Source organism: Salegentibacter chungangensis, assembly GCF_042678405.1.
GTDB classification, from domain to species: domain Bacteria; phylum Bacteroidota; class Bacteroidia; order Flavobacteriales; family Flavobacteriaceae; genus Salegentibacter_A; species Salegentibacter_A chungangensis.
Genome location: NZ_JBHTLI010000003.1, coordinates 196476 through 219113 on the forward strand (window position 1 = coordinate 196476; position 22638 = coordinate 219113).

Consider the following 22638-nt stretch of genomic DNA (forward strand, 5'->3'; position numbering starts at 1 on the left):
ATATTCTAAAGATTCCTAACCGCCTCTTTGAACTGACGGCCGCGGTCTTCGTAATTCTCAAATAGGTCGAAACTTGCACAGGCCGGCGATAATAAAACCGCGTCTCCTTTTTCAGCAAGCCTGTAAGCCATTTTCACAGCTTCACCCATAGACTGGGTTTCAACAATTGCGTCTACACAGTTCCCGAACGAGTTCAGGATCTTTTGGTTATCAACGCCAAGGCAGATAATGGCTTTCACCTTCTCGTTCACCAAAGGCAAAAGGTCATCATAAACATTCCCTTTATCGACACCGCCAACGATCCACACCGTCTCATTCTCCATACTTTCCAAAGCATAATATGTGGCATTCACATTGGTTGCCTTAGAATCATTTATGTACTGAACGTTATTGATCTTCAACACTTTTTCAAGTCGGTGTTCCACTCCCTGAAAATTCTCCATGCTCTCACGAATCGTTTCTTTCCTGATTCGTAACAACTGAGCCACGGTGGCCGCAGCCATTGCGTTTTTAGTGTTGTGTTTCCCCTGAAGGGTTAAATCTGATGTTGGCATATTAAACTCTGTGTTATTTATTTTTACTACAATATTCTCTTCTTTTAAATAAGCGCCGTCTTTCTGCTTCTCCTGAAGCGAATACGGCAGTTGCCTGGGTTGTACAGTATTTTCTTTTATCCAGTCTGTTATATTTTCATCATCGGCATCATATATAAAATGATCTGATGCTGTTTGATTCATTATTATTCTGAATTTCGACGCTCTGTATTTATCGAAACTGTTTTCATATCGGTCCAGATGATCGGGAGTGATACTGGTCAAAACCGCAATATCCGGTCTGAAATCCACAATCCCGTCCAGCTGAAAACTACTGAGCTCCAGCACATACCAGTCTACCTTGGTTTCGGCCACCTGCTTTGCAAAACTATCCCCTACATTTCCTGCCATTCCTGCGTTGATATTCGCGCTTTTCAGGATATGATAGATGAACTTGGTAGTGGTGGTCTTCCCGTTACTGCCGGTCACCCCAATGATCTTAGCCGAAGTGAACGCCGAAGCGAATTCAATTTCGGAGATCACGGGAATCCCTTTTGCAACGAGCTTCCTGACAATTGGAACGGTCTCGGGAATCCCGGGACTCTTCATCACCACTTCTGCTTTCAGGATCTCAGCCTCGGTGTGCTGTTGCTCCTCCCATTCAACCTCAATATGTTCAAGAACTTCCTTGTACTTATCTTTTATCTTTCCCTTATCGGAAACAAATACTTTATAGCCTTCTTTTTTGGCCAGAATAGCAGTCCCTACACCACTTTCTCCTCCTCCCAGTATTACTATTCTTTTCTTTGCCACGGCCGTGATATTTTATCTCACCTTAAGGGTGATTATGGTCACGATTGCAAGAAATATCGCCACGATCCAGAACCTTACCACGATCTTGCTTTCGTGATAGCCCTTTTTCTGATAATGGTGATGCAAAGGAGACATCAGGAAAATCCTGCGGCCTACCCCGTATTTTCTCTTGGTGATCTTAAACCAGGCTACCTGGAGTACCACCGACAAGTTCTCTATCAAAAAGATTCCGCATAAGATCGGAATCAGTAGTTCTTTTCGTGTTGCTATGGCCAGTACAGCGATAATCCCTCCTATGGTAAGGCTCCCTGTATCTCCCATAAAAACCTGGGCCGGGAAAGTGTTATACCAAAGGAATCCCACGAGGGCACCTGCAAAAGCCGTAATAAAAATGGTCATCTCCCCGGATCTTGGGATATACATTATGTTCAGATAATCTGAGAAAATAATGTTACCAGACACCCAGGCAAACAGCCCCAGTGTCAGGACAATTATAGCGGAAGACCCCGCCGCAAGACCATCTATCCCGTCGGTAAGATTAGCCCCATTTGAGACTGCGGTTACTATGAATATCACGATCGGGATAAAGATCAGCCAGGCATAATCCTTAAGGTCTTTATCGATCCAGGTGATAAGGCTGGCATAATCGAATTCGTTGTTTTTTACAAAAGGTATGGTGGTAGTGGTCGTCTTCAGCTCCGGCCCCATTTCACGCAACTCACCCGGCGCAAGGACTTCCTGCTTTGCCTTACTTGCTTCTTCCTTCACCGTAATCCCGGGATGAAAATACATTGTACAGCCAACGATAAGCCCAAGACCAACCTGAGCGATCACTTTGAATTTTCCCTGGAGTCCCTCCTTATCCTTTTTGAAGGTCTTGATGTAGTCATCCAAAAACCCGATAGCCCCCATCCAAAGCGTGGTTACTATGAGCACGATAACATAAATATTTTCAAGCTTCGCAAACAGCAACACCGGGATAAGGGTCGAAATGATAATGATAACCCCTCCCATTGTCGGTGTACCCGCCTTTTCTGACTGCCCCTTTAATCCAAGTTCTCTTACGCTTTCACCAACCTGCTTCGCAAGCAGGTAATTGATGATCTTCTTACCATAAATAGTAGAGATAAGAAGTGACAAAATAATAGCCATAGCCGACCGGAAGGACAGATACTCAAACAACTGAGCTCCGGGGAACTGATATTCTGCTTCTAAAAACTGAAATAAATAATAAAGCATACTTTCTAGCTGTTGGCTACTTGTTTAATTGTTTCAAAAATTCGTTTACGATCTTGAGATCATCAAAATCAAATCGTTCTCCGTTTATTTCCTGGTAGGTTTCGTGACCTTTCCCGGCAATAAGGATAATATCATTAGCTTCGGCCAGCTGGCAGGCGGTCTTGATTGCCTGTTTCCTGTTCGTGACCGACATTACTTTTTTAAAATTCTGAGGCTGCACCCCGGCTTCCACATCTTCAATAATCGCATCGGGATCTTCGGTTCGCGGATTATCGCTGGTAAAGATCACCTTGGTGCTTAAAGCCGAAGCGATATGCCCCATCTTTGGCCTCTTGGTGGTATCCCTGTCTCCGCCGCATCCAACAACCGTGATCAGTTTTTCATTATTGGTCCTGATACTGTTGATTGTTTCCAGTACATTTTTTAGTGCATCGGGAGTATGGGCATAATCCACAATGGCAGTGATCTTTTCATTTGGCGAGATCACATACTGAAACCTTCCGTTAACCGAATTAAGCTCACTAATAAGCTTCAGGCTTTCTAAGGTTTCCAGACCTAAAAGTTCTGCAGCGGCATAGATCGCCAGTATATTATAAGCGTTGAAGTTCCCGATCAGCTTGGACCAGACTTCCTGGTCGTTCACCTTCAGCAATAATCCGGTAAACTGGTTTTCCAGGATCTGGGCCTTATAATCTGCATAAGATTTAAGGGCGTAAGTATATTTTTTCGCTTTTGTATTCTGAAGCATTACCAGGCCATTCTTATCGTCCACATTCACAAGGGCGAATGCCGAAGCCGGCAACTCATCAAAAAAACGTTTCTTAACATCACGGTATTCCGCAAAATCTTTGTGATAGTCCAAATGGTCGTGAGAAAGATTGGTAAAGATCCCTCCCGCAAACTGAAGTGCAGTTGTACGGTGCTGATCTATCCCGTGGGAACTCACTTCCATAAAGCAGAATTCCACCCCGGCATCATTCATCTGTTTCAGATAAGAATTTATCGTCACCGAATCTGGTGTGGTTCGAATAGCTTCAAAAGCATCATTCCCCACCATTACCTTTACCGTTGAAAGCAGACCTACCTTATAACCGGCCTTCGTAAAAAGATCATATAAAAGCGTGGCAATGGTAGTTTTCCCATTGGTACCGGTAACTCCTACTAGCTTCAGCTTTTCTGAGGGATTATCGAAGTAATTGGCCGCCATAAAAGCAAGGGCCTTCTTGGTATCGGCAACCTGAACATAAGTAACCCCATTTACCTGCACCTCGGGCAGTTCTTCACAAACCACCACCAGCGCTCCTTTATCGACCGCTGTTTTTATAAATTCATGTCCGTCAGACGCAGTTCCCCTAATAGCCACAAAAACATCATTCAACTCCACTTCCCGGGAATCGAACCTGATGTTATTCACGGCTACCGAAGTATTTCCCACAACGGTCTCCAGCTTCACTCTGTATAATATGTCTTTTAGGACTATCAACTCAATTTTAGATTTACTCTTTGTTTATCATCAATTTTTCTTCCTGCCGCAACCGACTGACTTCTGACCACTCCGTCTCCGTTGATCTCCACCCGAAGGCCCAGGTTCTCCAAAAGAGAAACCGCATCCATAGCCGGCATCCCTACCACATCTGGCATTAGCACCTTATCTTTTTGAAGGAGGGTATAATACTTATCAAAATCCTTTGAGACCTTATCATTCTGCACTTCAAGTGAAGGCAGCTCATCCATAATAGGAGTATCGGTATATATCTTTTGGGCGATCTGCTTAAACACCGGTGCCGCCACTATATTTCCGTAATACCCCTTTCTTGTGTTTGGCTTGTGAATTACCACTATACAGGAATATTTCGGGTTTTCAGCCGGGAAATAACCCGCAAAAGACGCAATATAGCGCCCCGATTCTATCCAGTATTCGGTTTGGCAGGTCCCCGTTTTACCAGCCATAGAAAAGTTTGGGGTGTAAATATTCTCAGCAGTTCCCCGTTCCACGGTGTGCTTCATCATATCCCTTACTTTTCTTGCCGTTTCAGGAGAACAAACCGAAGGGTTCATTACCTGCTTTTCCCGCTTAAGAATGGTTTTATCCCATTCCTTAACTTCTTTAATAAATCTAGGCTTCACCATCTCACCATCGTTGGCGATAGCATTATAGAAAGTGAGGGTTTGCAAAGGAGTCATTGACACCCCGTAACCGAATGCCATCCAGGGCAAACTAAGGCCATTCCAATTCTTATCATCAGGATGCGTAATTCTCGGGCTGCCTTCTCCTTTTATTTCAAGCCCAATTTTTTTATTCAGCCCCATATCATAAAGACGGTCAACAAATTTGGACGGATCGTCCTTATAACCCTGGGTGATCATTTTCGTAAATGCAGTATTGGAAGAAAGCTCGAATGCTCTTGCAGCAGAGATCTTCCCGTAGCCCCCGCGGCGGGAATCCCTCACCGAACGGCCATAGAACTTCACCACCCCGTTCTCCGTATCAACAACCTGACTGGTATCTACCACATTATCTTCCAATGCGGCCACCATAGCCATCAGCTTAAAGGTTGAACCCGGCTCGTGAGACTCATATACAGCATAGTTCCTTTTTTCGAAATAAGTTCCTTCATCGGTACGGCCAAGGTTTGACATCGCTTTGATCTCTCCTGTCTCGGTCTCCATTACCACCACGGTTCCGTGGTCAGCCTCAAAATATTCCAGCTGACTCAATAATGCGTGATGCGCGATATCCTGGATATTAACATCAATGGTAGAGATCACATCATATCCATCCTTGGGCTCTACCTCGTTATTATCACTAATAGGCTTCCACTGCCCTTTCGCTATCTTTTGTTTCAGCCTGTGACCGTCAGTTCCTCTCAGGTAAGAACTAAAAGCGCCTTCCAAACCAACGCGGGTAAAATATCCGTTCTCGTCCTTTCGCTCATAACCAACCGTTCTCTCTCCCATCTTGCCGAGCGGATGCTCACGAACGGTTCGTTGCTCCACGATAAGACCACCTTTATAAGCTCCCAGCTCGAACATTGGAAAATTTTTCACCTTCATATACTCTGAATAACCCAGATTTTGGGCGATAAGAAGATAACGCTGCCCGTGAGCCCTCGCAGTTCTTAATTTTTGAGAATAATATCCGGCCGACCTTCCGAACATATCAGACAGTTCTTTTGCCAGCGCCGAAATATTCGCTTCAAAATCTTTATCTGAAACGGTAACGGCATCGAATCTTATATCGTATTTAGGAACTGATGTTGCCAGAAGACTTCCGTTCACATCATAAAGATTCCCGCGGTTAGCAGGAATTTTAAAGTTTCGGTATGTACGCTCTTCAGCAAGCTGCTTATAGTGCTCCCCGTCCACAAACTGAATATCGATAAGCTTCACCCCAACCGCCATAGCGAACAGGAACAACAATGCACCCACAAAGTACAAACGGTTCAATATGTTCTTTTCGGTCGTAGCCATCTACTCGCTTATATTCACTTTAATTTTATATGGAGGATTCTCAGAAGGAATGATCCCTCTGGACTTTAGTTTTCTCTTTAAGGTAGACTCCATTTTGATCTGCATTAAGGCAGACCTCCTGTCTACAAACTCACTTCGCAACTCACGAACCTCTTCGTGCAATTGTGCAATCCTGTGCACTTTACGCTCCGCACTATGAGAACTGGCGATCATAATAATGGCCAGCAGGGTACAGAAAACAATAAACCGCCAGTTATTAACGGCGTCCCTGCTAATCAAAAAATTAGCCCGAAGTAAATTGTAAAAGCCTTGCTTCATATAATTACAATTTCACTGCTACGCGCAGCTTGGCACTTCTTGCCCTGTTGTTCTCTTTTATTTCTTCAGCCGAAGGAACTATTAGCCCTCCAAGCTTTTTAAACGGAACCGAAATATTTCCGAAGAAATCCTTCTCCGCCTCTCCTTCAAATTTTCCGCTTCTTATATATCTTTTTACCAGCCTGTCCTCCAAAGAATGGTATGAGATAAGACTTATTCTCCCACCTTTCACCACCAGCTCTTCGGTTTGCAGAAGGAATTCCTTCAAAACCTCGATCTCCTGGTTCACCTCTATACGAATAGCCTGATAGATCTGGGCTAAAATCTTATTCTCCTTACCCTTAAAAAGCACCGGTTTCAGCAATTCATTCAGCTGCTCGCTGCTCTCTATAGGCGCATTCTGGCGTTCTTCAACAATAATCCTGGCCAGTTTTGGTGCATTCTTGAGATCGGCATAATCGTAGAACATTTTCTTCAACTTCTCTTCATCATACTCGTTGACCACCTCATAGGCACTTAGGCTTCCACCCTGATCCATTCTCATATCCAGCTTCGCATCAAAACGGGTAGAAAAACCTCTTTCAGCTTCATTGAACTGATGAGAGGAAACCCCAAAATCACCAAGAATTCCGTCAACCTTACGAACCCCGTAAAACCTCAGAAACCTTTTAACAAAACGAAAATTCTCGTTGATAAGCGTGAACCTCGGATCTTCGATTTTATTCTCAAGCGCATCCTTATCCTGATCGAAAGCATACAGCTTTCCTTCAGGTCCAAGCCTTTTCAGGATCTCACGGGAATGCCCGCCACCACCAAAGGTGACATCAACATAAACCCCGCCTTCCTTTATATTAAGACCGTCTACAGATTCTTTTAATAATACCGGATTATGATATTCCATCTAAATCGTCATTTCCCATCACCTCTTCTGCCAGATCTGCAAAATCATCAGAAGCTTCATCAATGGCATTTTCATATTTATCCTTGTCCCACACTTCAATTATATTAATAGCCGAAGAGAGCACTATTTCCTTACTGATGCCCGCAAAAGCCACAAGGTCTTTAGGGATCAGCAATCTGCCGTTGGCATCAACCTCAACGGTTTTAACCCCGGCTGTAAATCGCCTGATAAAATCGTTATTCTTCTTTTTGAAGCGGTTAAGGCCGTTAACTTTCTTCATTAACGCATCCCATTCTTCCATAGGATACAGTTCAAGACAAGGCTGAAAAACCGATCGTTTAAGCACAAATCCTCCCTGCAACATAGGCGCAAGCTGCTTCTTCAACGCCGAAGGAACCATTAAACGACCCTTGGCATCAACTTTACACTCGTATGTTCCAATAAGATTTACCACCTCTTTTTTAATTAAGTCAAATATATTGAAAATATTACCACAATTTACCACTTTTTACCACTTTGTTGATAAGTTTCTGCTTTCTATGTAACTGAAACCCTTCTCAGTAGAGCTACAACTCTATATTTCAAGGCTTTGATTTTAGTGGGAAATTATGAATGATTTTCATCAACAAATCCAATAAAATCACATAGGAAAGCTTTAACCAAAAGGCTTTGCGATTACTCAAAAATGATTATACTTGTAACGAATTCGCTATATTTGCGATTGCTAACCGCAAAGGGTATCAATGAAAAATAATTTAAGGCAAGAGGGAAAGTTCACGTACTTGGAAAAAGGAGAAGGAACTCCAATAGTTATTTTGCACGGCCTAATGGGAGGCCTCAGTAACTTTGATGGTGTGGTAGATTTCTTTCCCCCAAAAGGTTACAAAGTGCTCATCCCCGAGCTGCCATTATATTCAATGTCTCTTTTGAAGACCAGTGTAGGCACTTTTGCCAAATACCTGAAAGAATTTATAGACTTTAAAGGTTACGACGACGTGATCCTTCTGGGGAATTCACTTGGAGGACATATCGCTTTGCTGGCTACAAAATTATATCCTGAAATTGTAAAAGGTCTTGTTATTACAGGTAGTTCAGGACTTTATGAAAACGCGATGGGTGAAAGCTACCCTAGAAGGGGAGATTACGAATTCATCAAGAAAAAAGCCCAGAACGTATTCTATGACCCTGAGGTGGCTACCAAAGAGATCGTAGACGAAGTATACGAAACCGTGAGCGACAGGAACAAGCTTGTAAAAACCCTTGCCATCGCCAAAAGCGCCATAAGACATAATATGGCAAAGGATCTTCCAAAAATGAAAACCCCCACCTGTATCATCTGGGGTAAGAATGATGATGTGACTCCGCCGGAAGTAGCTGAAGATTTCAAACGACTATTACCCGATGCCGATCTTTTCTGGATCGATAAATGCGGGCACGCCGCTATGATGGAGCATCCCGATCTTTTTAACGAGATCCTTTACGACTGGATGCAGAAACGCAACTTCTAAAGATCTTTATATGAAAATAAAGACCGCCGATTTTGTTATAAGCAACAGCAAGGTTGATAAATGCCCGGACAGCAAACTCCCGGAATACGCATTCATTGGAAGGAGCAATGTAGGTAAATCTTCTCTTATAAATATGCTCACCGGAAGAAAGACCCTGGCCAAGACTTCTGCAAAACCGGGAAAAACCCAGCTTATCAATCATTTTTTGATCAACAACAACTGGCATCTGGTAGACCTGCCGGGCTACGGCTATGCCAAGGTCTCCAAGTCTACCAAACGTACTTTTCAGAAATTCATCACAGCTTATTTCGAGAAACGAAAGCAGTTGATCTGCGCCTTTGTGCTTATAGACAGCAGGCACAAGCCTCAAAAGATAGATATGGAGTTTATGCAGTGGATGGGAGAACACGAGATCCCCTTCTGCATCATCTTCACCAAAGCCGACAAGCTAAAACCGAAAGCGCTGGAACAAAACATCAATAACTATCAGCAGGAGATGCTGGAGTACTGGGCTGAAATGCCGGAGTTCTTTATTAGTTCTGCCAATACCGGAATGGGACAGGAAGAGATCCTGGACTATATTGATAATATCAATGAGAGCCTAACCCCTGCCTGAAGCTCTTCGCACTTCAATTAACCTTATCAGATCCTTTGGCCTTTTTATTTCTTCCAATTCTTCTGCAGAAATAAAAACCTCCAAGCCATTCTGATCTTCGGAAAGGATTATGGGATATTCAAATTTATACCCGAATTTGGAAGCATAGCTTTTCTCAAATTCATCTTTATGAAAAAATTCCATTTTAATGGCTGAAGAATTCCGGAATTGTTTCCATTCTTTTCTTTCTCCAAAATTCCCATAAGTGATCTCGCAAAGCCTGCAGGGGTAATTTCCCGGGCTGAATATCTTATGAAGAGCGTCCAGGTAAGTATTTCGCTTACCTGAGCGCGCATTATATATGAAGAGAAGCTTCTCCAATTATTTTTTTGTGATCTCAAGTTTCTCCGCGAAGTAATCGCAAAAATCCTTCATCGTAGCGGTCATCTTTTCGTCCTGGGTAGCACGGTAAAAAGTATCACTCATAGAAACCAGGGTCTGATGAAAGAATTTCTTCATCTCATCTACCGGCATATCTTTGGTCCACAGGTCAATTCTTAAGGTTTCCTGGGCCTTGCTATCCCAAACCGAAAGCATTAAGGCTTTTGCATCTTCCTTATAAATATTTCCGTCTTCAGCACTCCAGTTAATTTCTTCAGGAACCCTGTTCTCATCGGTTACCACCTCTATATTTATCTCAGATTTCTTGTATTCAGACATTATTTTTTGGGTTTATAATTAGCGTTATTAAAGATCGTCTCAGCATCGGTTTCCAGCATTTTCTTGATGGAAACATCATTTTTCTTCATATAGGCAGAAACCATTTTCCAGCCTACATACTGCCCCACCCTGTCCGGAGACTCACTGTCCAACACAAGGTAAAATTTCGAAAAAGGCGCAGGATATAGAAAACGTGAATAAAGCTCAGAATCGGTATCAAAGATCATTTCATTTTCCACAAAATACCTCCACATTTGCTCTTCATTGGCTTGCGCCCATTCCAGTTCTTCCCGGGTATAGCCCATTTTCTCTGCATCAGATTTAAAAGGCAGCCATAATTCCTTAAGATAAAGCAGTTTTCCATAATAGACCATATGAGACAAAAAGGTACGGCCTTCAGCCTTTGGGACATATCTTTCAGCATACTCCCCGGCTACATCCACCACAATATGTTCTTTCCTGAAGTTCTTTTTCAGAAATTCCTGGATCCCGATATAGAACTTATGATCTTCTCCTAAATAAGTATCAAGTGCAATAAACAAATAACCGTTACTTAAAAGGGCCTTATTCTTATAGTCTACTTCTGAAGTAATCGTAATAACCTTTGGCGCTTCAAATTCAGGAAAGTAATATTTGATGTGCTGAAACAACTGATGAAGATCATCGGTCTCCTCAGAAAAATCAGGGAAGGTCTTAGCTACTTCTGTATTAATTTCCTGCTGAATGGTGTCATTCAGTTTTTGAATCCACACACTATCGGGATATTGCCTCGGAAACAAAAAGGGGTATTCCTGCTGTAAGCCCGGCAGTGATTCGGGAGTCGCCTTGGCAAATTTCCTGTCGAACCTCACCACATCAAAATCCACCTTCACCTTTTCGATCTCTTTCTCGGTCTTGGACCCGCTTTCGCAGGAAATAATGGTAAAAACCATCAGAAAAAGAAAAACTATTCTGCTCATATCCTGTTTCTTATGATGCCTTTAACGCCTGCTACTTTTATTAATTATGTTTAAGTAGTAGTTTTGCGTGCAAAGGTATTATTTACAAATTTAATCCCACAAGATAATGCAGACAGAAAAAGTGGTAGACCACATTGTAAGCTGGCTTAAAGATTACGCCACAAAAGCAAATATGAACGGCTTTGTAATTGGTATAAGCGGCGGTATAGATTCAGCCGTTACTTCCACCCTTTGTGCCAAGACCGGTCTGCGCACTTTATGTCTGTCGATGCCTATTCACCAGGAAAGAGGCCAGGTAACAAGAGGTGAAAAACATATTGAAGCCCTTAAGCATAATTTTGCCAATGTCTCTGACCTTGAAGTAGACCTCACCCCGGTGTTTGAGAATTTCAAATCGTCGATGCCTGTCACCCAAGCCAGCGACTCCTTAGATCTTACCTTGGCGAATTCCAGGGCCCGGCTTCGAATGACGACCCTGTATTATTTTGCCGGCTTGCATAAATATCTTGTTGCAGGCACCGGAAATAAAGTGGAAGATTTTGGCGTAGGATTTTACACCAAATACGGAGATGGCGGTGTAGACCTTAGCCCCATAGCCGACCTTATGAAAAGCGAGGTTTATGAAATCGGAAAATATCTTAATATCTCAGAAGATATCCAAAGCGCTCCTCCTACCGACGGGCTTTTTGGTGACAGCCGAAGTGATGAAGACCAGCTGGGCGCTAGTTACGATGAGCTGGAATGGGCTATGCATATGGATGAATCGGGCAAGACCCTTGCAAATTTCTCAGGAAGGGAAGCCGAAGTTTTCGGTATCTACAAGCGCTTAAATACTGCCAATCAACACAAAATGCATCCAATTCCTGTTTGTGATATCCCCTTTCATCTTAAGAAATAACCATTTTATCGAAAAAACCGCAATTATCTGATATATAACTGGTTTATCTGTTATTTTTAAGTAAGTAGTACGTATCACCCTGCCAGATACGGAATTGTACACCAACCACTTATTATGTATTCAGTTTTAATTGCAGATCATCATCCAATTATCAGCAAGGGTATCGGGTCGGTTCTCCGAAACAACCCTGCGCTTGAAATTTCTGGCAGCGTTACTAATGGTGACGACCTATATACACGGCTCAACGAGAAGGAACCGGATGTACTTATTATGGAACTGGACCTTCCTCAGCTAAACGGGATCAATGCTCTAAGAAAGATCAAGCAGGAGCATCCTGGCACCAAAATCCTTATTTATAGCTGTCATCCTGAAGAAATGTATGCGCTTAGTGCCATCAAGGCCGGAGCAGCAGGATACATCTCCAAGACCGCGTTACCTGACCAGTTGGAATCTGCTATTTACCAGGTAGCAAGAGGCGGAATTTACCTGAATAAAAACATCACCCAAAAGCTGAATTCCGGAATATCTCAGGGCAGGAACCTGGTAGCTAAATTCAAAAAACTATCTACTCGGGAAACGGAAGTACTCAACCTGCTCGCTTCGGGTAAAAGGAACAAAGATATTGCTGAAGCCTTATCTATAAACGAAAAAACCGTGAGCACATACAAAACAAGGCTTCTGAAAAAGCTGAATGTAGATAATGTGGCAGACCTTATCACGCAGGCAAGATTACTCCAATTAAAATAGGACTTACATTACCCGGTTAAGCTTATTAGATAAGACTTTGTTTAGTGTGAGATAATCCATCACATCCTGAAGGGTTGAAGAATTATCCTCTTCCGGGGTATCCTTCACATTCTTTTTCAACTCCTCGATCTTCTGGGAAACCAGAAACCTTCGCATCATCAGGATGGTTTCGCTAACCAGTCTCGAGATGGAATCCCTTTTATCTTTTACAAAAATATCCATTCTGTCCCAGTCGTGAAGCACATACTGCTCTTCTTCCATTAAGATATCGGTCACCTCGGAAGAAAGCTGAGGGTCCAGATCGTTGATAAAATTTTTAACCTCAAACTCCTCATCACTATTAAGGCGGGTAATAAGATGATTGTAAATATCCTGAAAAGACTTGTTGGCAAACGCCACCTCATCTTCCTGAAGGTCAAGGAATATCTTTTCAAATACCTTGGCCTCCTGCTTTTCAGGCTCCAGCACAAGTTCTCCGTGTTCATTTTCCTTTAATACCAGGTCTTCAAATTCCTCATCCCTTTTCCCGTATAAAAGCAGAATCCTGATAATGGCCTTTTCAAACTTGTAGATCTCGTCCACCTTTTGCTTAGGCTTCACCTCCTCATCCTTAACAACTTTAAAGGATTCTTTTGGCGATTTTTGAGGGGAAGATTTACCGGCTTTGGCGTTTAGTTGTGCCAGTGTTGAGTACAGAACGTTTTCGGAAATATCCATTATCCGTGAACATTCGCCCAGATAGATCTCCTGCTGAATATTGTCCGGGATCTTAGAGATACTGGTCACCATATCCCTTATGAGTCCGGCCTTTTTCACCGGGTCGCTCTTGGCCTCCTCCATCAATAGCGAAGCCTTATAACGAATGAAGTCCATAGAGTTTTCCTCCAGGAATTCTTTCAGCTCTTCATCTGAATGGTTTTTGGCAAAACTATCAGGGTCTTCTCCTTCAGGGAAAGTACATACCTTCACATTCATTCCCTGCTCCAGAATAAGATCGATCCCTCTAAGGGATGCCCTTTGCCCGGCAGCATCTCCGTCAAAAAGCACGGTGATGTTCTTGGTAAGCCTGTTGATAAGCCTTATCTGTTCCGGAGTAAGCGCAGTTCCGGAAGAGGAAACCACATTTTCTATTCCGCTTTGATGAAACTGAATAACATCAGTATAGCCTTCAACCAAGTAACAATTATCTTCTTTGGCAATTGCCTGCTTGGCATCATAGATCCCGTAAAGCACCTTGCTCTTGTGATAGATCTCGCTCTCCGGGGAGTTCAGGTATTTAGCCGTCTTTTTATTATTGGTAAGGATCCTGCCTCCAAAACCAAGCACTCTACCTGACATAGACTTAATAGGGAACATTACCCTGCCCTTAAATCGATCGAACTGCTTTTCTCCCTTTACGATACTAAGCCCCGTTTTTTCCAGGTACTCAAGTTTGTATCCTTCAGCAAGAGCTTCTTTGGTAAAGCCATCCCATTCATCGAGACAATATCCAAGATCAAATTTCTCAATGATTTCGTTCCTGAACCCACGCTCCTTAAAATAACTAAGCCCGATAGCTTTTCCGGGATCGGTCTTGTGCATTACTTTCTGGAAATACTTGCTGGCGAATTCTGATACCAGATACATACTCTCCCGCTCATTCGCCTGCTGCTTCTGCTCGTCTGACTGCTGGGTCTCTTCGATCTCTATCCCGTACTTTTTCGCGAGATACCTAATAGCTTCGGGATAATTGAAGTGTTCGTGTTCCATCAGGAAGGCTACCACATTTCCTCCTTTTCCGCTACTGAAATCCTTCCAGATCTGCTTAACGGGAGACACCATAAAGCTCGGGGTGCGTTCATCGCTAAAGGGGCTTAGTCCCTTCAGGTTAGAACCCGATTTCTTAAGATTCACGAAATCGCCTATAACCTCTTCTACGCGGGCTGTTTCAAATACATTATCTATGGTAGATTTTGAGATCAATGAGCTAGTATTTTTTCAGATTTGAAGTGTGTAAAAATAAGAAATTATTTCCCGGCTCAAATTAAGAAAAAAGGCTTCAAATTGAAGCCTTGATGAAAACAAAATGAAGTAAATAACGCAATAAGCTTTAATCTACATCAAACCTCAGTCCCAGGGAGATGTTATGGAGCTCTACAGGGTTATCCTGAAAAACCGGATTCAGGTCATATTTCGCATAGAGGGTTGCTCCGCCCCAGCCCAGGTAACCGCTAAGACCGTAAACAAAATCACTGGTATTATAGTCGCCTTTAAGTTTTTCCTTCACCTTTTCCCCGTCTTCCCTGTATTTAAGCTTCTGGCGTTCTCCAATATTGAACCCGGCATATCCTCCCAGACCTATCTTGAATTTCCCCGAAGTGGAATACCTGATACTCGTCTCCGATTCATTTTTCACAGATGGACCTAATTCAAAATGCACAGGAAATATCAGGTTATCGGTTCTGAATTTAGATTTTTTAAGATCGAGAGGGAATTCTTCCAGAAATGTCTGATCCCCGTCCTCTACAAAATACCTGTTATTGGTTGGTTTCAGCCCGTTAAACTGAAAAGAAAAACCATACTTGACCCGTAACCAGTTGGAGTTCTCAAACACTCTTGTCTTCCAGGCCCAGCCTATCTCAAAGAAACGGCTTCCCCCAATCTTAAAATCTGAATCATTAAGGGACTGGCCTTCCGCTAGCGCATTGTTGAAACCTGCGGCGAGCACAATATCGCTGTAGGTTCGCCTGTCATATTTCTCCTCTTCTTTTTCAATATGTACATCCAGAACCTTCCCTTTACCTCCAAGAGCTTTATAATTGTTCCTTTCCCTGTTTCTTCTCTCCAGCTCCAGTTCATTCTCGAGGATGGCGATCCTGTTATTGATATTTAAGGCGTGCTTTTCTGCCACTTCCTCCCGCATCTTGTCTGCTTCATAAGGAGAGAGCTGATCGTTCTCCAGCTTCCGGTTGATTTCCTCCAAAGCCACTTTAAGCTCTTCCCGCTCATCTTTAACGATCTTCTCTTTCTGCTTTTCATAGTAATCTTCCTTAGAAACTTTCAAACTATCCTGTGCCTGCGCCAGGTCGGCACTAAAACTCAATAAGACTAAACTGATGTAAAAAATAATTGCTTTCATAATGATGATTTGTTCCGGTTATGCTCCCGGAGTTTGATTGATAAATGACCCCATCGCAAATGATGGATTAAAAATTCTTATGATTAATCGTTTCGCTGAACAATGCTTGTTTTTGCTTTAAGATAACCTTCTTTAAGAAGCTGGAAAACCTTGGTTTTGGTAGATTCTTCACCAGCAGCTTCAACTTCAGAAAGCAATGCTTCGGCAGTAATTCTTTCTCCGGAAGACAAATTCTCAGGTTCTATCCTTTCTGAGGCCAAAGCAAGTAACGCATCTACCTCGGCATCGGTAACCTTCACTGTTTTTTCTTCTGAAGCATCTGCTATAACTTCTGAAGTATTTTCTGAAGCAGTTGCTTCCTCCTGAACTTCTTCCGGAGGACTCATTGCTATACTTTCCAAAACTACAGGCGAGCTTTTTCCCGTCTTTTTAACCGGCCGAGTTTCAGGTTCTTTCGCTTTAGTTTCGGCAAAGCTTTCTTCAGAAATCCGCGTTTCTTCAAACTTCCCTGCTGAACCGGCGCCAGCTTCTTCAGAGGCCAGTTCTTCTGCAGGCTGAAATTGTGCTTTTTCAGCAGGCTTCTCAAACTTCTCTTCTGCAGCCGGCTGATCAGCCACTTCGGGAGATGAAACTTCAGCTTGTCTAAAAACAAAAGTCCCAATAACCAGAAGAACCGTGACGGCCGCGGCCAGCCCGGCCCACCAGCGCCCATTAAAGGACTTACTTTCAGCCTTATCGAGTTCTGAGCTCAGCTTATCCCAGCTTCCGGCAGAAGGCTCAAGACGCCTTTTATCCAGCTGCTCTTTTATCTGTTCTTCAAATCTAATTGGTGCCATAACCTGTTACATTTTCTAATCGCAGTTTTTCCTGCAACATCTTTCTCGCTTTAAATAACTGAGATTTGGAAGTTCCCTCAGTGATCTTCAGCATTTTTGCTATTTCCTGATGCTTGTAACCCTCAACGGCATATAACACAAACACCATTTTGTAACCTTCAGGCAAACTGTCTATGAGCTTCTGAATATGCTCTGCATTCAACTCCTCATTAATGCTATCTACAGTCTCCCCGTAAACCGTCATATCCTCTTCCCCGAATTCAACATTTTTCCGGGTTCGCAAGAAAGAGATACACTCTCTAACCATTATTCTTCTTATCCAACCTTCAAAACTACCGTCATTTCTGAAGTCATCCAGGTGATTAAAAACCTTTAAAAATCCGCTAAGCATCACCTCTTCAGCCTGCTGCAGATCTTTGATGTACTGCCTGCACACGCTCAGCATTTTAGGAGAATGCTTCTCATAGAGCTGCCGCTGGGCTTCGCGATTATTCCCTCCCGCACGTTTTATGAGATTAGCTTCGTTTTTAAAGAGTTGAATTACCTTCACCTGATTCCTGTTTAAAAAGGCCTTCTATTAACATAGACGACTGAAAGTTACGAAAGGTTGCCTGAGAAAATTATTTTTTTGAAATTTTACTTTATTCTTCATCGGTTTTAAAACTTGTATCTTTGCCGCAGAATTACTTTTTATGTCAGAACCGAAACTTACCAGGATCAATAAATTTCTAAGTGAAGCAGGTTATTGCTCGCGTCGGGAAGCCGATAAACTAATCGACCAGGGCAGGGTAACCATAAACGGAGAGGTACCCGAAATGGGGACCAAGATCGCTCCGGGAGATGAGGTAAGGGTTGACGGGAAAGAGATTTCAGGCAAGGAGAGAAAAGAACCAAACGTTTACCTCGCTTTCAACAAACCTGTGGGGATCGTTTGCACCACAGATACCAGGGTGGAAAAGAACAATATTATAGATTATATCAATTATCCGAAAAGGATATTCCCTATTGGCCGCCTTGACAAACCCAGCGAAGGGCTTATTTTTCTGACCAATGACGGAGATATTGTCAACAAGATCCTGAGGGCCCGAAATAATCACGAAAAGGAATACATAGTTTCAGTCAACAGGCCTATCACGCCCGATTTTATAAAAAGAATGGGAAACGGCGTGCCTATTCTGAATACTGTCACCCGGAAATGCGAGATCGAACAGCTGGGGAAATTTGAATTCAGGATAGTGCTTACACAGGGGCTCAATCGTCAGATTAGGCGAATGTGTGAATACCTTGGTTATGAAGTGACCGCTTTGAAGCGAATCCGGATAATGAACGTGCAGCTGGATATGCCCGTAGGCCAGTGGCGCGATCTTACCGAAGAAGAACTAAAGACCATCAATAAATTGGTCGATGAATCCAGCAAGACTGAAGAAGCTTCGCGAATTTCTAACAGAACAACCACCAGGAAGCCCTCCGGACGCAGTAAGGGCTTTGCCAAGCGGCGTTCAGGCCGCAAAAAATCTTAACAGTTTATTAGGCTTCTGCTTGCCGCACATGTTAGGATATCTTTTTAATTTTAGAAAATAGCTGAATTCACTTAGCACAAAGCCTTTACAGGTACTCTGTAAATGTTTGAAAGTTAAAGATCGCGGCTATTAATTAAATTAAAAAGGCTAATCAATTTATGAAAATACAACCATTCCATTTGGCCATTCCGGTCTCCGATCTGGAGGATGCAAGAAAATTTTACAGAGAAGTTCTTGGATGTGGTGAAGGCAGAAGCAGTGACCATTGGGTAGATTTCAATTTTTTTGGACACCAGCTGGTGATCCATTATAAACCCGCTGAAGAAACCGAAAAATCACACAGCAATCCTGTAGACGGAAAAGAGGTGCCCGTTCCGCATTTTGGAGTTGTCCTGGAATGGGATGTATTCCAGGAATTCTCAAAACTGCTAAAATCTAAAGGAGTGGAGTTCACTATAGAACCTTATATAAGGTTTGAAGGCCAGCCCGGAGAGCAGGCTACTATGTTCTTTAAGGACCCCAGCGGAAATGCGCTGGAATTTAAGGCCTTCAGGAATATGGACCAGCTTTTTGCACAATAAAATAAACCAACCAACACCCCTTATATGAACAGATTAAGACCGGCTTTAGTACGACAGATTTTTGTGCTATTGCTCTTGTTATTCTTAGCGGTTTTAATTTTCAAAGAGATTATCCCATACCTTTCAGGGGTATTGGGCGCCATCACTTTATACGTTCTGCTAAGGCGGTGGATGAAATCTTTAACCGACAGAGGCTGGAATCCCAGCGTAGCGGCAAGCCTGTTAATGTCGGGGTCCTTTGTTGGCATCCTGGTCCCCGTAAGCCTTATCGTGTTTATGCTAAGCTCCAAGATAGGAAGAGCCGTAGCGAATTCTGAAAGGGTTATTCGCGCCATAAAAGAACAGCTAAATATCACGGAAGAATATCTTGGTTTCGAACTGAGCGGATATATCAATACCTCAGCTATCACCAGCTGGACCTCAAATAATTTACAGTATTTGGCAGGTGGCACCTTTAATGCCATTATCGCTATTGGTATTATGTATTTTATGCTTTACTATATGCTTATTAGCCGGGACGGAATGAAGAACTCCCTTATCTCTTATATCCCACTGGGTAAGGAAAACCTTGAGATCATTGGGGATGAAAGCGATGAGTTGGTAAAGTCCAATGCCCTGGGAATTCCCCTTGTGGCATTATTTCAGGGAGTGGTGGCCCTGATCGGTTATTTAATATTGGGTGTTCCGGATCCGTTCTTTTGGTTCGTGATCACGGCAATAGGCTCTATGATTCCTTTTATTGGCACTGCAATAGGAATTATCCCCGTCGCCATCTTACTCTTTGCACAGGGCAACAACTGGGAAGGTGTGGCCATTCTTATCTATGGGTTCACCGTGGTAGGAGTCACAGACAACCTCATACGCCTGTATATCCTGGAAAAACTGGCCAGCGTGCATCCATTAATAACATTATTTGGGGTGATAGTGGGAGTGCCCTTATTTGGCTTTATTGGCCTGATTTTTGGCCCTTTATTAATATCCCTGTTCCTACTGATCCTGAAAATTTACAAAAAGGAATACGGGAATTCTGAAGAAAGATTATAAATACAATTAAAATTCTAATTATATGTTCAGTAAAAAGAAAAAAGAAATTGACGAGGAATATTTAAAGTCCGGCGTCGCAAAAGTGAAGGACGAAGACCTTGACCTCGCCGCCAAGAACCAGGAGGAAATCACCGACAAGATCCTGAATTCCGGAACCTTAAGAAAATATGCCGAATTAGGAAAAATTATGTTCGGTATGCTGAAAGATTACCGCAGGGGAGTCTATACCAATGTACCTTGGTTCACCATAGCTTCCATAGGATTTTCATTGCTGTATGTTCTGAATCCGCTGGATCTAATGCCTGATTTTATTCCGGGAATAGGTTATATAGATGACTTTGCGATCCTCACCTTCGCTTTAAGATTCATAGAATCTGATCTTCACAGCTACCTGGACTGGAAGCTGGAAGAAGCAGAAAATGAGTGATTTATTTATTGGCCATCCTATGGCGTTCTCTTGCCAGCAAAGTGTTCTTTAGCAGCATAGATACCGTCATAGGGCCAACCCCACCGGGAACAGGAGTTAAAAAAGAGGCTCTGTCCTTTACATTATCAAAATCCACATCTCCTTTTATAACATAACCTTTAGGGCTGTCTTCATCCGGAACACGGGTAATTCCAACATCTATGATCACCGCATCATCCTTGATCATTTCTTTCTTAAGAAAATCAGGAATTCCAACAGCGATAATAATGATATCAGCCTGAGAGGTGATCTGGGTGATATTCTTAGTGAATTCGTGGGTTAAGGTAACCGTAGAATTCCCCGGGAAACCACTTCTTCCCATCAGGATACTCATTGGTCTTCCAACTATATAACTACGTCCTATCACCACCGTATGCTTTCCTTTGGTAGGAATATCATAACGCTCCAACAATTCTAAGATCCCAAATGGTGTCGCGGGAATAAAAGTGGTCATATCCAGTGCCATCTTACCGAAATTGGTAGGATGAAAACCATCTACATCCTTATCGGGATCTACGGCATTCAATACTTTTTGGGTATCAATTTGCGGAGGCAACGGCAATTGCACTATAAAACCATCAATGTCATCATTCTGGTTAAGCTCTTCGATCTTATCAAGAAGTTCCAGTTCACTAATGGTATTTGGCAACCTGTAAAGTGAAGATTCAAAACCTACACGCTCACAGGCCTTAACCTTACTGTTCACATAGGTCATACTGGCGCCGTCTTTCCCAACAATGATCGCTGCCAGGTGAGGAACTTTTTCTCCCCGTTCTCTCATTTTAGCAACTTCCTGAGCAATCTCGTTCTTAATGTCGTTGCTTATTTTTTTCCCGTCTAGAATTGTCATTATGTATGTTTAAAATAAAAGGGGCAAAACTTTGCAGCTCGCCCCCCGTGGTCATTTTATGTCTTATTTCATTCCTTTCATCATCTGCATCATCTTTCGGCCACCGCCGCCCTGCATCATCTTCATCATTTTTCCCATCTGATTGAATTGCTTGAGCAGCTGGTTCACTTCCTGCACCGAAGTTCCCGAACCTTTCCCGATCCGTTTCTTCCTGCTGGAATTGATCAGCTTCGGATTGCTTCGCTCCTCAGGAGTCATAGAGTGAATAATAGCTTCTATATGTTTAAAGGCATCATCGTCAATATCCACATCCTTCATCATCTTTCCGGCTCCCGGGATCATTCCCATAAGATCTTTCATAGATCCCATTTTCTTGATCTGCTGAAGCTGACTTAAAAAGTCATCAAATCCGAATTTATTCTTAGCGATCTTCTTCTGAAGTTTTCTCGCCTCTTCTTCATCATATTGTTCCTGGGCACGTTCCACAAGAGACACAACGTCCCCCATCCCGAGGATCCTGTCGGCCATACGGGAAGGATAGAACACGTCCATCGCGTCCATCTTCTCACCTGTACCGATAAATTTAATGGGCTTGTTTACAACCGATTTAATCGAAATAGCGGCACCACCACGGGTATCACCATCCAGTTTGGTAAGGATCACCCCGTCAAAATCCAGTCTTTCGTTAAAGGTCTTCGCGGTATTCACAGCATCCTGACCAGTCATCGAATCTACCACGAACAAGGTCTCCTGGGGCTCAATAGCCTGGTGAATGTTCGAGATCTCGGTCATCATCGCTTCATCTACCGCCAAACGACCCGCGGTATCTATGATCACCACATTATGGCCATTCTCTTTGGCGTGAGCAATAGCAGCTTTTGAAATAGCAACGGGGTCCTGGTTTCCTTCGTCACTGTATACCTCAACCCCAACCTGTTCTCCAACTACGTGAAGCTGGTTGATAGCCGCAGGCCTGTAAACATCACAGGCAACCAAAAGCGGCTTCTTGGTCTTTTTAGTTTTTAGATAATTAGCGAGTTTACCGGAGAAAGTGGTTTTACCACTACCCTGAAGACCTGACATCAGGATCACAGAAGGATTTCCTGAAAGATCGATCCCTTCAGCTTCTCCTCCCATTAACTGCGTCAGCTCATCTTTTACCAGCTTCACCATTAACTGACCGGGTTTCAACGCAGTTAATACGTCCTGACCCAGCGCCTTTTCCTTAACGGTATTGGTGAATTCCTTGGCAATTTTATAGTTAACATCGGCATCTACCAACGCACGGCGAACTTCTTTTAAGGTTTCGGCAACGTTCACCTCTGTAATCTGCCCGTGTCCCTTCAGGACGTGTAAGGCATTATCTAACTTATCGCTTAAATTATCAAACATAATCTCTTCCTCTGGATTTAATTTTTCTGCGGAACCTGCCGCGGAATTGCAAATTTAATGATTTGAGCCTGAAGTGAAAAGTTTTATTTCTGCGGAAGTTTTACCTTTCCTAACCTCCCCTTCAGGATC

At 43.0% G+C, this 22638-nt stretch carries 24 protein-coding genes; 8 read left to right on the forward strand and 16 right to left on the reverse strand.

Annotated features, from left to right (window positions below; genetic code table 11):
* Positions 1–5 precede the first annotated feature (5 nt).
* The 7 genes from murD to mraZ are packed head-to-tail and all read right to left on the reverse strand — an operon-like array spanning position 6 to position 7729.
* A complete protein-coding gene (gene murD, locus ACFQ3Q_RS13410; RefSeq protein ID WP_380746684.1) occupies positions 6–1346 on the reverse strand; it encodes a UDP-N-acetylmuramoyl-L-alanine--D-glutamate ligase in 1341 nt (446 codons plus the stop codon).
* A gap of 12 nt (positions 1347–1358) precedes the next feature.
* Positions 1359–2585: a phospho-N-acetylmuramoyl-pentapeptide-transferase gene (gene mraY / locus ACFQ3Q_RS13415; protein WP_380746686.1), complete on the reverse strand. Its 1227-nt coding sequence runs from the start codon at positions 2583–2585 to the stop codon at positions 1359–1361.
* A 16-nt stretch (positions 2586–2601) separates the two neighbouring features.
* Positions 2602–4068 carry a UDP-N-acetylmuramoyl-L-alanyl-D-glutamate--2,6-diaminopimelate ligase gene (locus ACFQ3Q_RS13420; protein WP_380746688.1) on the reverse strand — a complete coding sequence of 489 codons (1467 nt, stop codon included), beginning with the start codon at positions 4066–4068 and terminating at the stop codon, positions 2602–2604.
* Complete coding sequence (locus tag ACFQ3Q_RS13425; protein ID WP_380746689.1) at positions 4065–6056, reverse strand: penicillin-binding protein; 1992 nt, start codon at positions 6054–6056, stop codon at positions 4065–4067. The genes ACFQ3Q_RS13420 and ACFQ3Q_RS13425 overlap by 4 nt, the downstream gene beginning before the upstream one ends.
* Positions 6057–6374, reverse strand: coding sequence for an FtsL-like putative cell division protein (locus ACFQ3Q_RS13430; RefSeq protein ID WP_380746691.1), 318 nt, complete (start codon positions 6372–6374; stop codon positions 6057–6059). It abuts the gene before it with no gap.
* Positions 6375–6378: 4 nt separating this feature from the next.
* A complete protein-coding gene (rsmH, locus tag ACFQ3Q_RS13435; protein WP_380746693.1) occupies positions 6379–7275 on the reverse strand; it encodes a 16S rRNA (cytosine(1402)-N(4))-methyltransferase RsmH in 897 nt (298 codons plus the stop codon).
* A complete protein-coding gene (mraZ, locus tag ACFQ3Q_RS13440) occupies positions 7262–7729 on the reverse strand; it encodes a division/cell wall cluster transcriptional repressor MraZ (RefSeq protein ID WP_380746695.1) in 468 nt (155 codons plus the stop codon). The genes rsmH and mraZ overlap by 14 nt, the downstream gene beginning before the upstream one ends.
* Before the next feature lie 289 nt (positions 7730–8018).
* Here mraZ and ACFQ3Q_RS13445 point away from each other — a divergent pair, with 289 nt between their 5' ends.
* Positions 8019–8783: an alpha/beta fold hydrolase gene (locus ACFQ3Q_RS13445; RefSeq protein ID WP_380746697.1), complete on the forward strand. Its 765-nt coding sequence runs from the start codon at positions 8019–8021 to the stop codon at positions 8781–8783.
* A 10-nt stretch (positions 8784–8793) separates the two neighbouring features.
* Entirely contained in the window at positions 8794–9399 is a 606-nt protein-coding gene (gene yihA, locus ACFQ3Q_RS13450; protein WP_380746699.1) for a ribosome biogenesis GTP-binding protein YihA/YsxC, read from the forward strand.
* Here the strand turns inward: yihA and ACFQ3Q_RS13455 are convergent.
* From ACFQ3Q_RS13455 to gldB, 3 genes are read right to left on the reverse strand one after another with little or no spacing between them, the layout of a single operon-like run.
* Entirely contained in the window at positions 9385–9759 is a 375-nt protein-coding gene (locus tag ACFQ3Q_RS13455; protein WP_380746701.1) for a GTPase, read from the reverse strand. The genes yihA and ACFQ3Q_RS13455 overlap by 15 nt on opposite strands.
* Positions 9760–10098, reverse strand: coding sequence for a gliding motility protein GldC (gldC, locus tag ACFQ3Q_RS13460; RefSeq protein WP_380746703.1), 339 nt, complete (start codon positions 10096–10098; stop codon positions 9760–9762).
* Positions 10098–11057: a gliding motility lipoprotein GldB gene (gene gldB, locus ACFQ3Q_RS13465; RefSeq protein ID WP_380746705.1), complete on the reverse strand. Its 960-nt coding sequence runs from the start codon at positions 11055–11057 to the stop codon at positions 10098–10100. Before gldB ends, gldC begins: the two co-directional genes overlap by 1 nt.
* A gap of 106 nt (positions 11058–11163) precedes the next feature.
* Here gldB and nadE point away from each other — a divergent pair, with 106 nt between their 5' ends.
* Together nadE and ACFQ3Q_RS13475 are read left to right on the forward strand one after the other, a co-directional pair.
* A complete protein-coding gene (nadE, locus tag ACFQ3Q_RS13470; protein WP_380746707.1) occupies positions 11164–11955 on the forward strand; it encodes an NAD(+) synthase in 792 nt (263 codons plus the stop codon).
* Positions 11956–12069: 114 nt separating this feature from the next.
* Positions 12070–12702, forward strand: a complete 633-nt coding sequence (locus ACFQ3Q_RS13475) for a response regulator (RefSeq protein ID WP_380746709.1) — start codon at positions 12070–12072, stop codon at positions 12700–12702.
* A gap of 3 nt (positions 12703–12705) precedes the next feature.
* On the opposite strand, the gene dnaG is transcribed toward ACFQ3Q_RS13475, so the two are convergent.
* The 4 genes from dnaG to ACFQ3Q_RS13495 form a co-directional block, all read right to left on the reverse strand.
* On the reverse strand, positions 12706–14664 hold the full coding sequence (dnaG, locus tag ACFQ3Q_RS13480) for a DNA primase (RefSeq protein ID WP_380746711.1): 1959 nt from the start codon (positions 14662–14664) through the stop codon (positions 12706–12708).
* 127 nt (positions 14665–14791) lie between these two features.
* Positions 14792–15820 (reverse strand): hypothetical protein, encoded by a 1029-nt coding sequence (locus tag ACFQ3Q_RS13485; protein WP_380746713.1) that lies wholly within the window; start codon positions 15818–15820, stop codon positions 14792–14794.
* Between the two features lie 83 nt (positions 15821–15903).
* Entirely contained in the window at positions 15904–16656 is a 753-nt protein-coding gene (locus tag ACFQ3Q_RS13490) for a hypothetical protein (RefSeq protein WP_380746715.1), read from the reverse strand.
* A complete protein-coding gene (locus ACFQ3Q_RS13495; RefSeq protein WP_380746717.1) occupies positions 16643–17206 on the reverse strand; it encodes an RNA polymerase sigma factor in 564 nt (187 codons plus the stop codon). Before ACFQ3Q_RS13495 ends, ACFQ3Q_RS13490 begins: the two co-directional genes overlap by 14 nt.
* A 142-nt stretch (positions 17207–17348) precedes the next feature.
* Between ACFQ3Q_RS13495 and rluF the strand changes: the two genes are divergently transcribed.
* The 4 genes from rluF to ACFQ3Q_RS13515 all read left to right on the forward strand — a co-directional run bounded on the left by rluF (position 17349) and on the right by ACFQ3Q_RS13515 (position 20228).
* Positions 17349–18176 (forward strand): 23S rRNA pseudouridine(2604) synthase RluF, encoded by an 828-nt coding sequence (rluF, locus tag ACFQ3Q_RS13500; protein WP_380746719.1) that lies wholly within the window; start codon positions 17349–17351, stop codon positions 18174–18176.
* A 158-nt stretch (positions 18177–18334) separates the two neighbouring features.
* Positions 18335–18757 carry a VOC family protein gene (locus ACFQ3Q_RS13505; protein WP_380746721.1) on the forward strand — a complete coding sequence of 141 codons (423 nt, stop codon included), beginning with the start codon at positions 18335–18337 and terminating at the stop codon, positions 18755–18757.
* Positions 18758–18781: 24 nt separating this feature from the next.
* Positions 18782–19801: an AI-2E family transporter gene (locus ACFQ3Q_RS13510; RefSeq protein WP_380746723.1), complete on the forward strand. Its 1020-nt coding sequence runs from the start codon at positions 18782–18784 to the stop codon at positions 19799–19801.
* A gap of 22 nt (positions 19802–19823) precedes the next feature.
* On the forward strand, positions 19824–20228 hold the full coding sequence (locus ACFQ3Q_RS13515) for a YkvA family protein (protein ID WP_380746725.1): 405 nt from the start codon (positions 19824–19826) through the stop codon (positions 20226–20228).
* A gap of 1 nt (position 20229) precedes the next feature.
* Here the strand turns inward: ACFQ3Q_RS13515 and ACFQ3Q_RS13520 are convergent, their stop codons facing one another.
* Both ACFQ3Q_RS13520 and ffh read right to left on the reverse strand, forming a co-directional pair.
* The gene (locus ACFQ3Q_RS13520) at positions 20230–21117 is read right to left on the reverse strand and encodes a bifunctional 5,10-methylenetetrahydrofolate dehydrogenase/5,10-methenyltetrahydrofolate cyclohydrolase (RefSeq protein WP_380746727.1); all 888 of its coding nucleotides are present in this window, start codon (positions 21115–21117) and stop codon (positions 20230–20232) included.
* A 63-nt stretch (positions 21118–21180) separates the two neighbouring features.
* Entirely contained in the window at positions 21181–22509 is a 1329-nt protein-coding gene (gene ffh, locus ACFQ3Q_RS13525; protein ID WP_380746729.1) for a signal recognition particle protein, read from the reverse strand.
* Positions 22510–22638 lie beyond the last annotated feature (129 nt).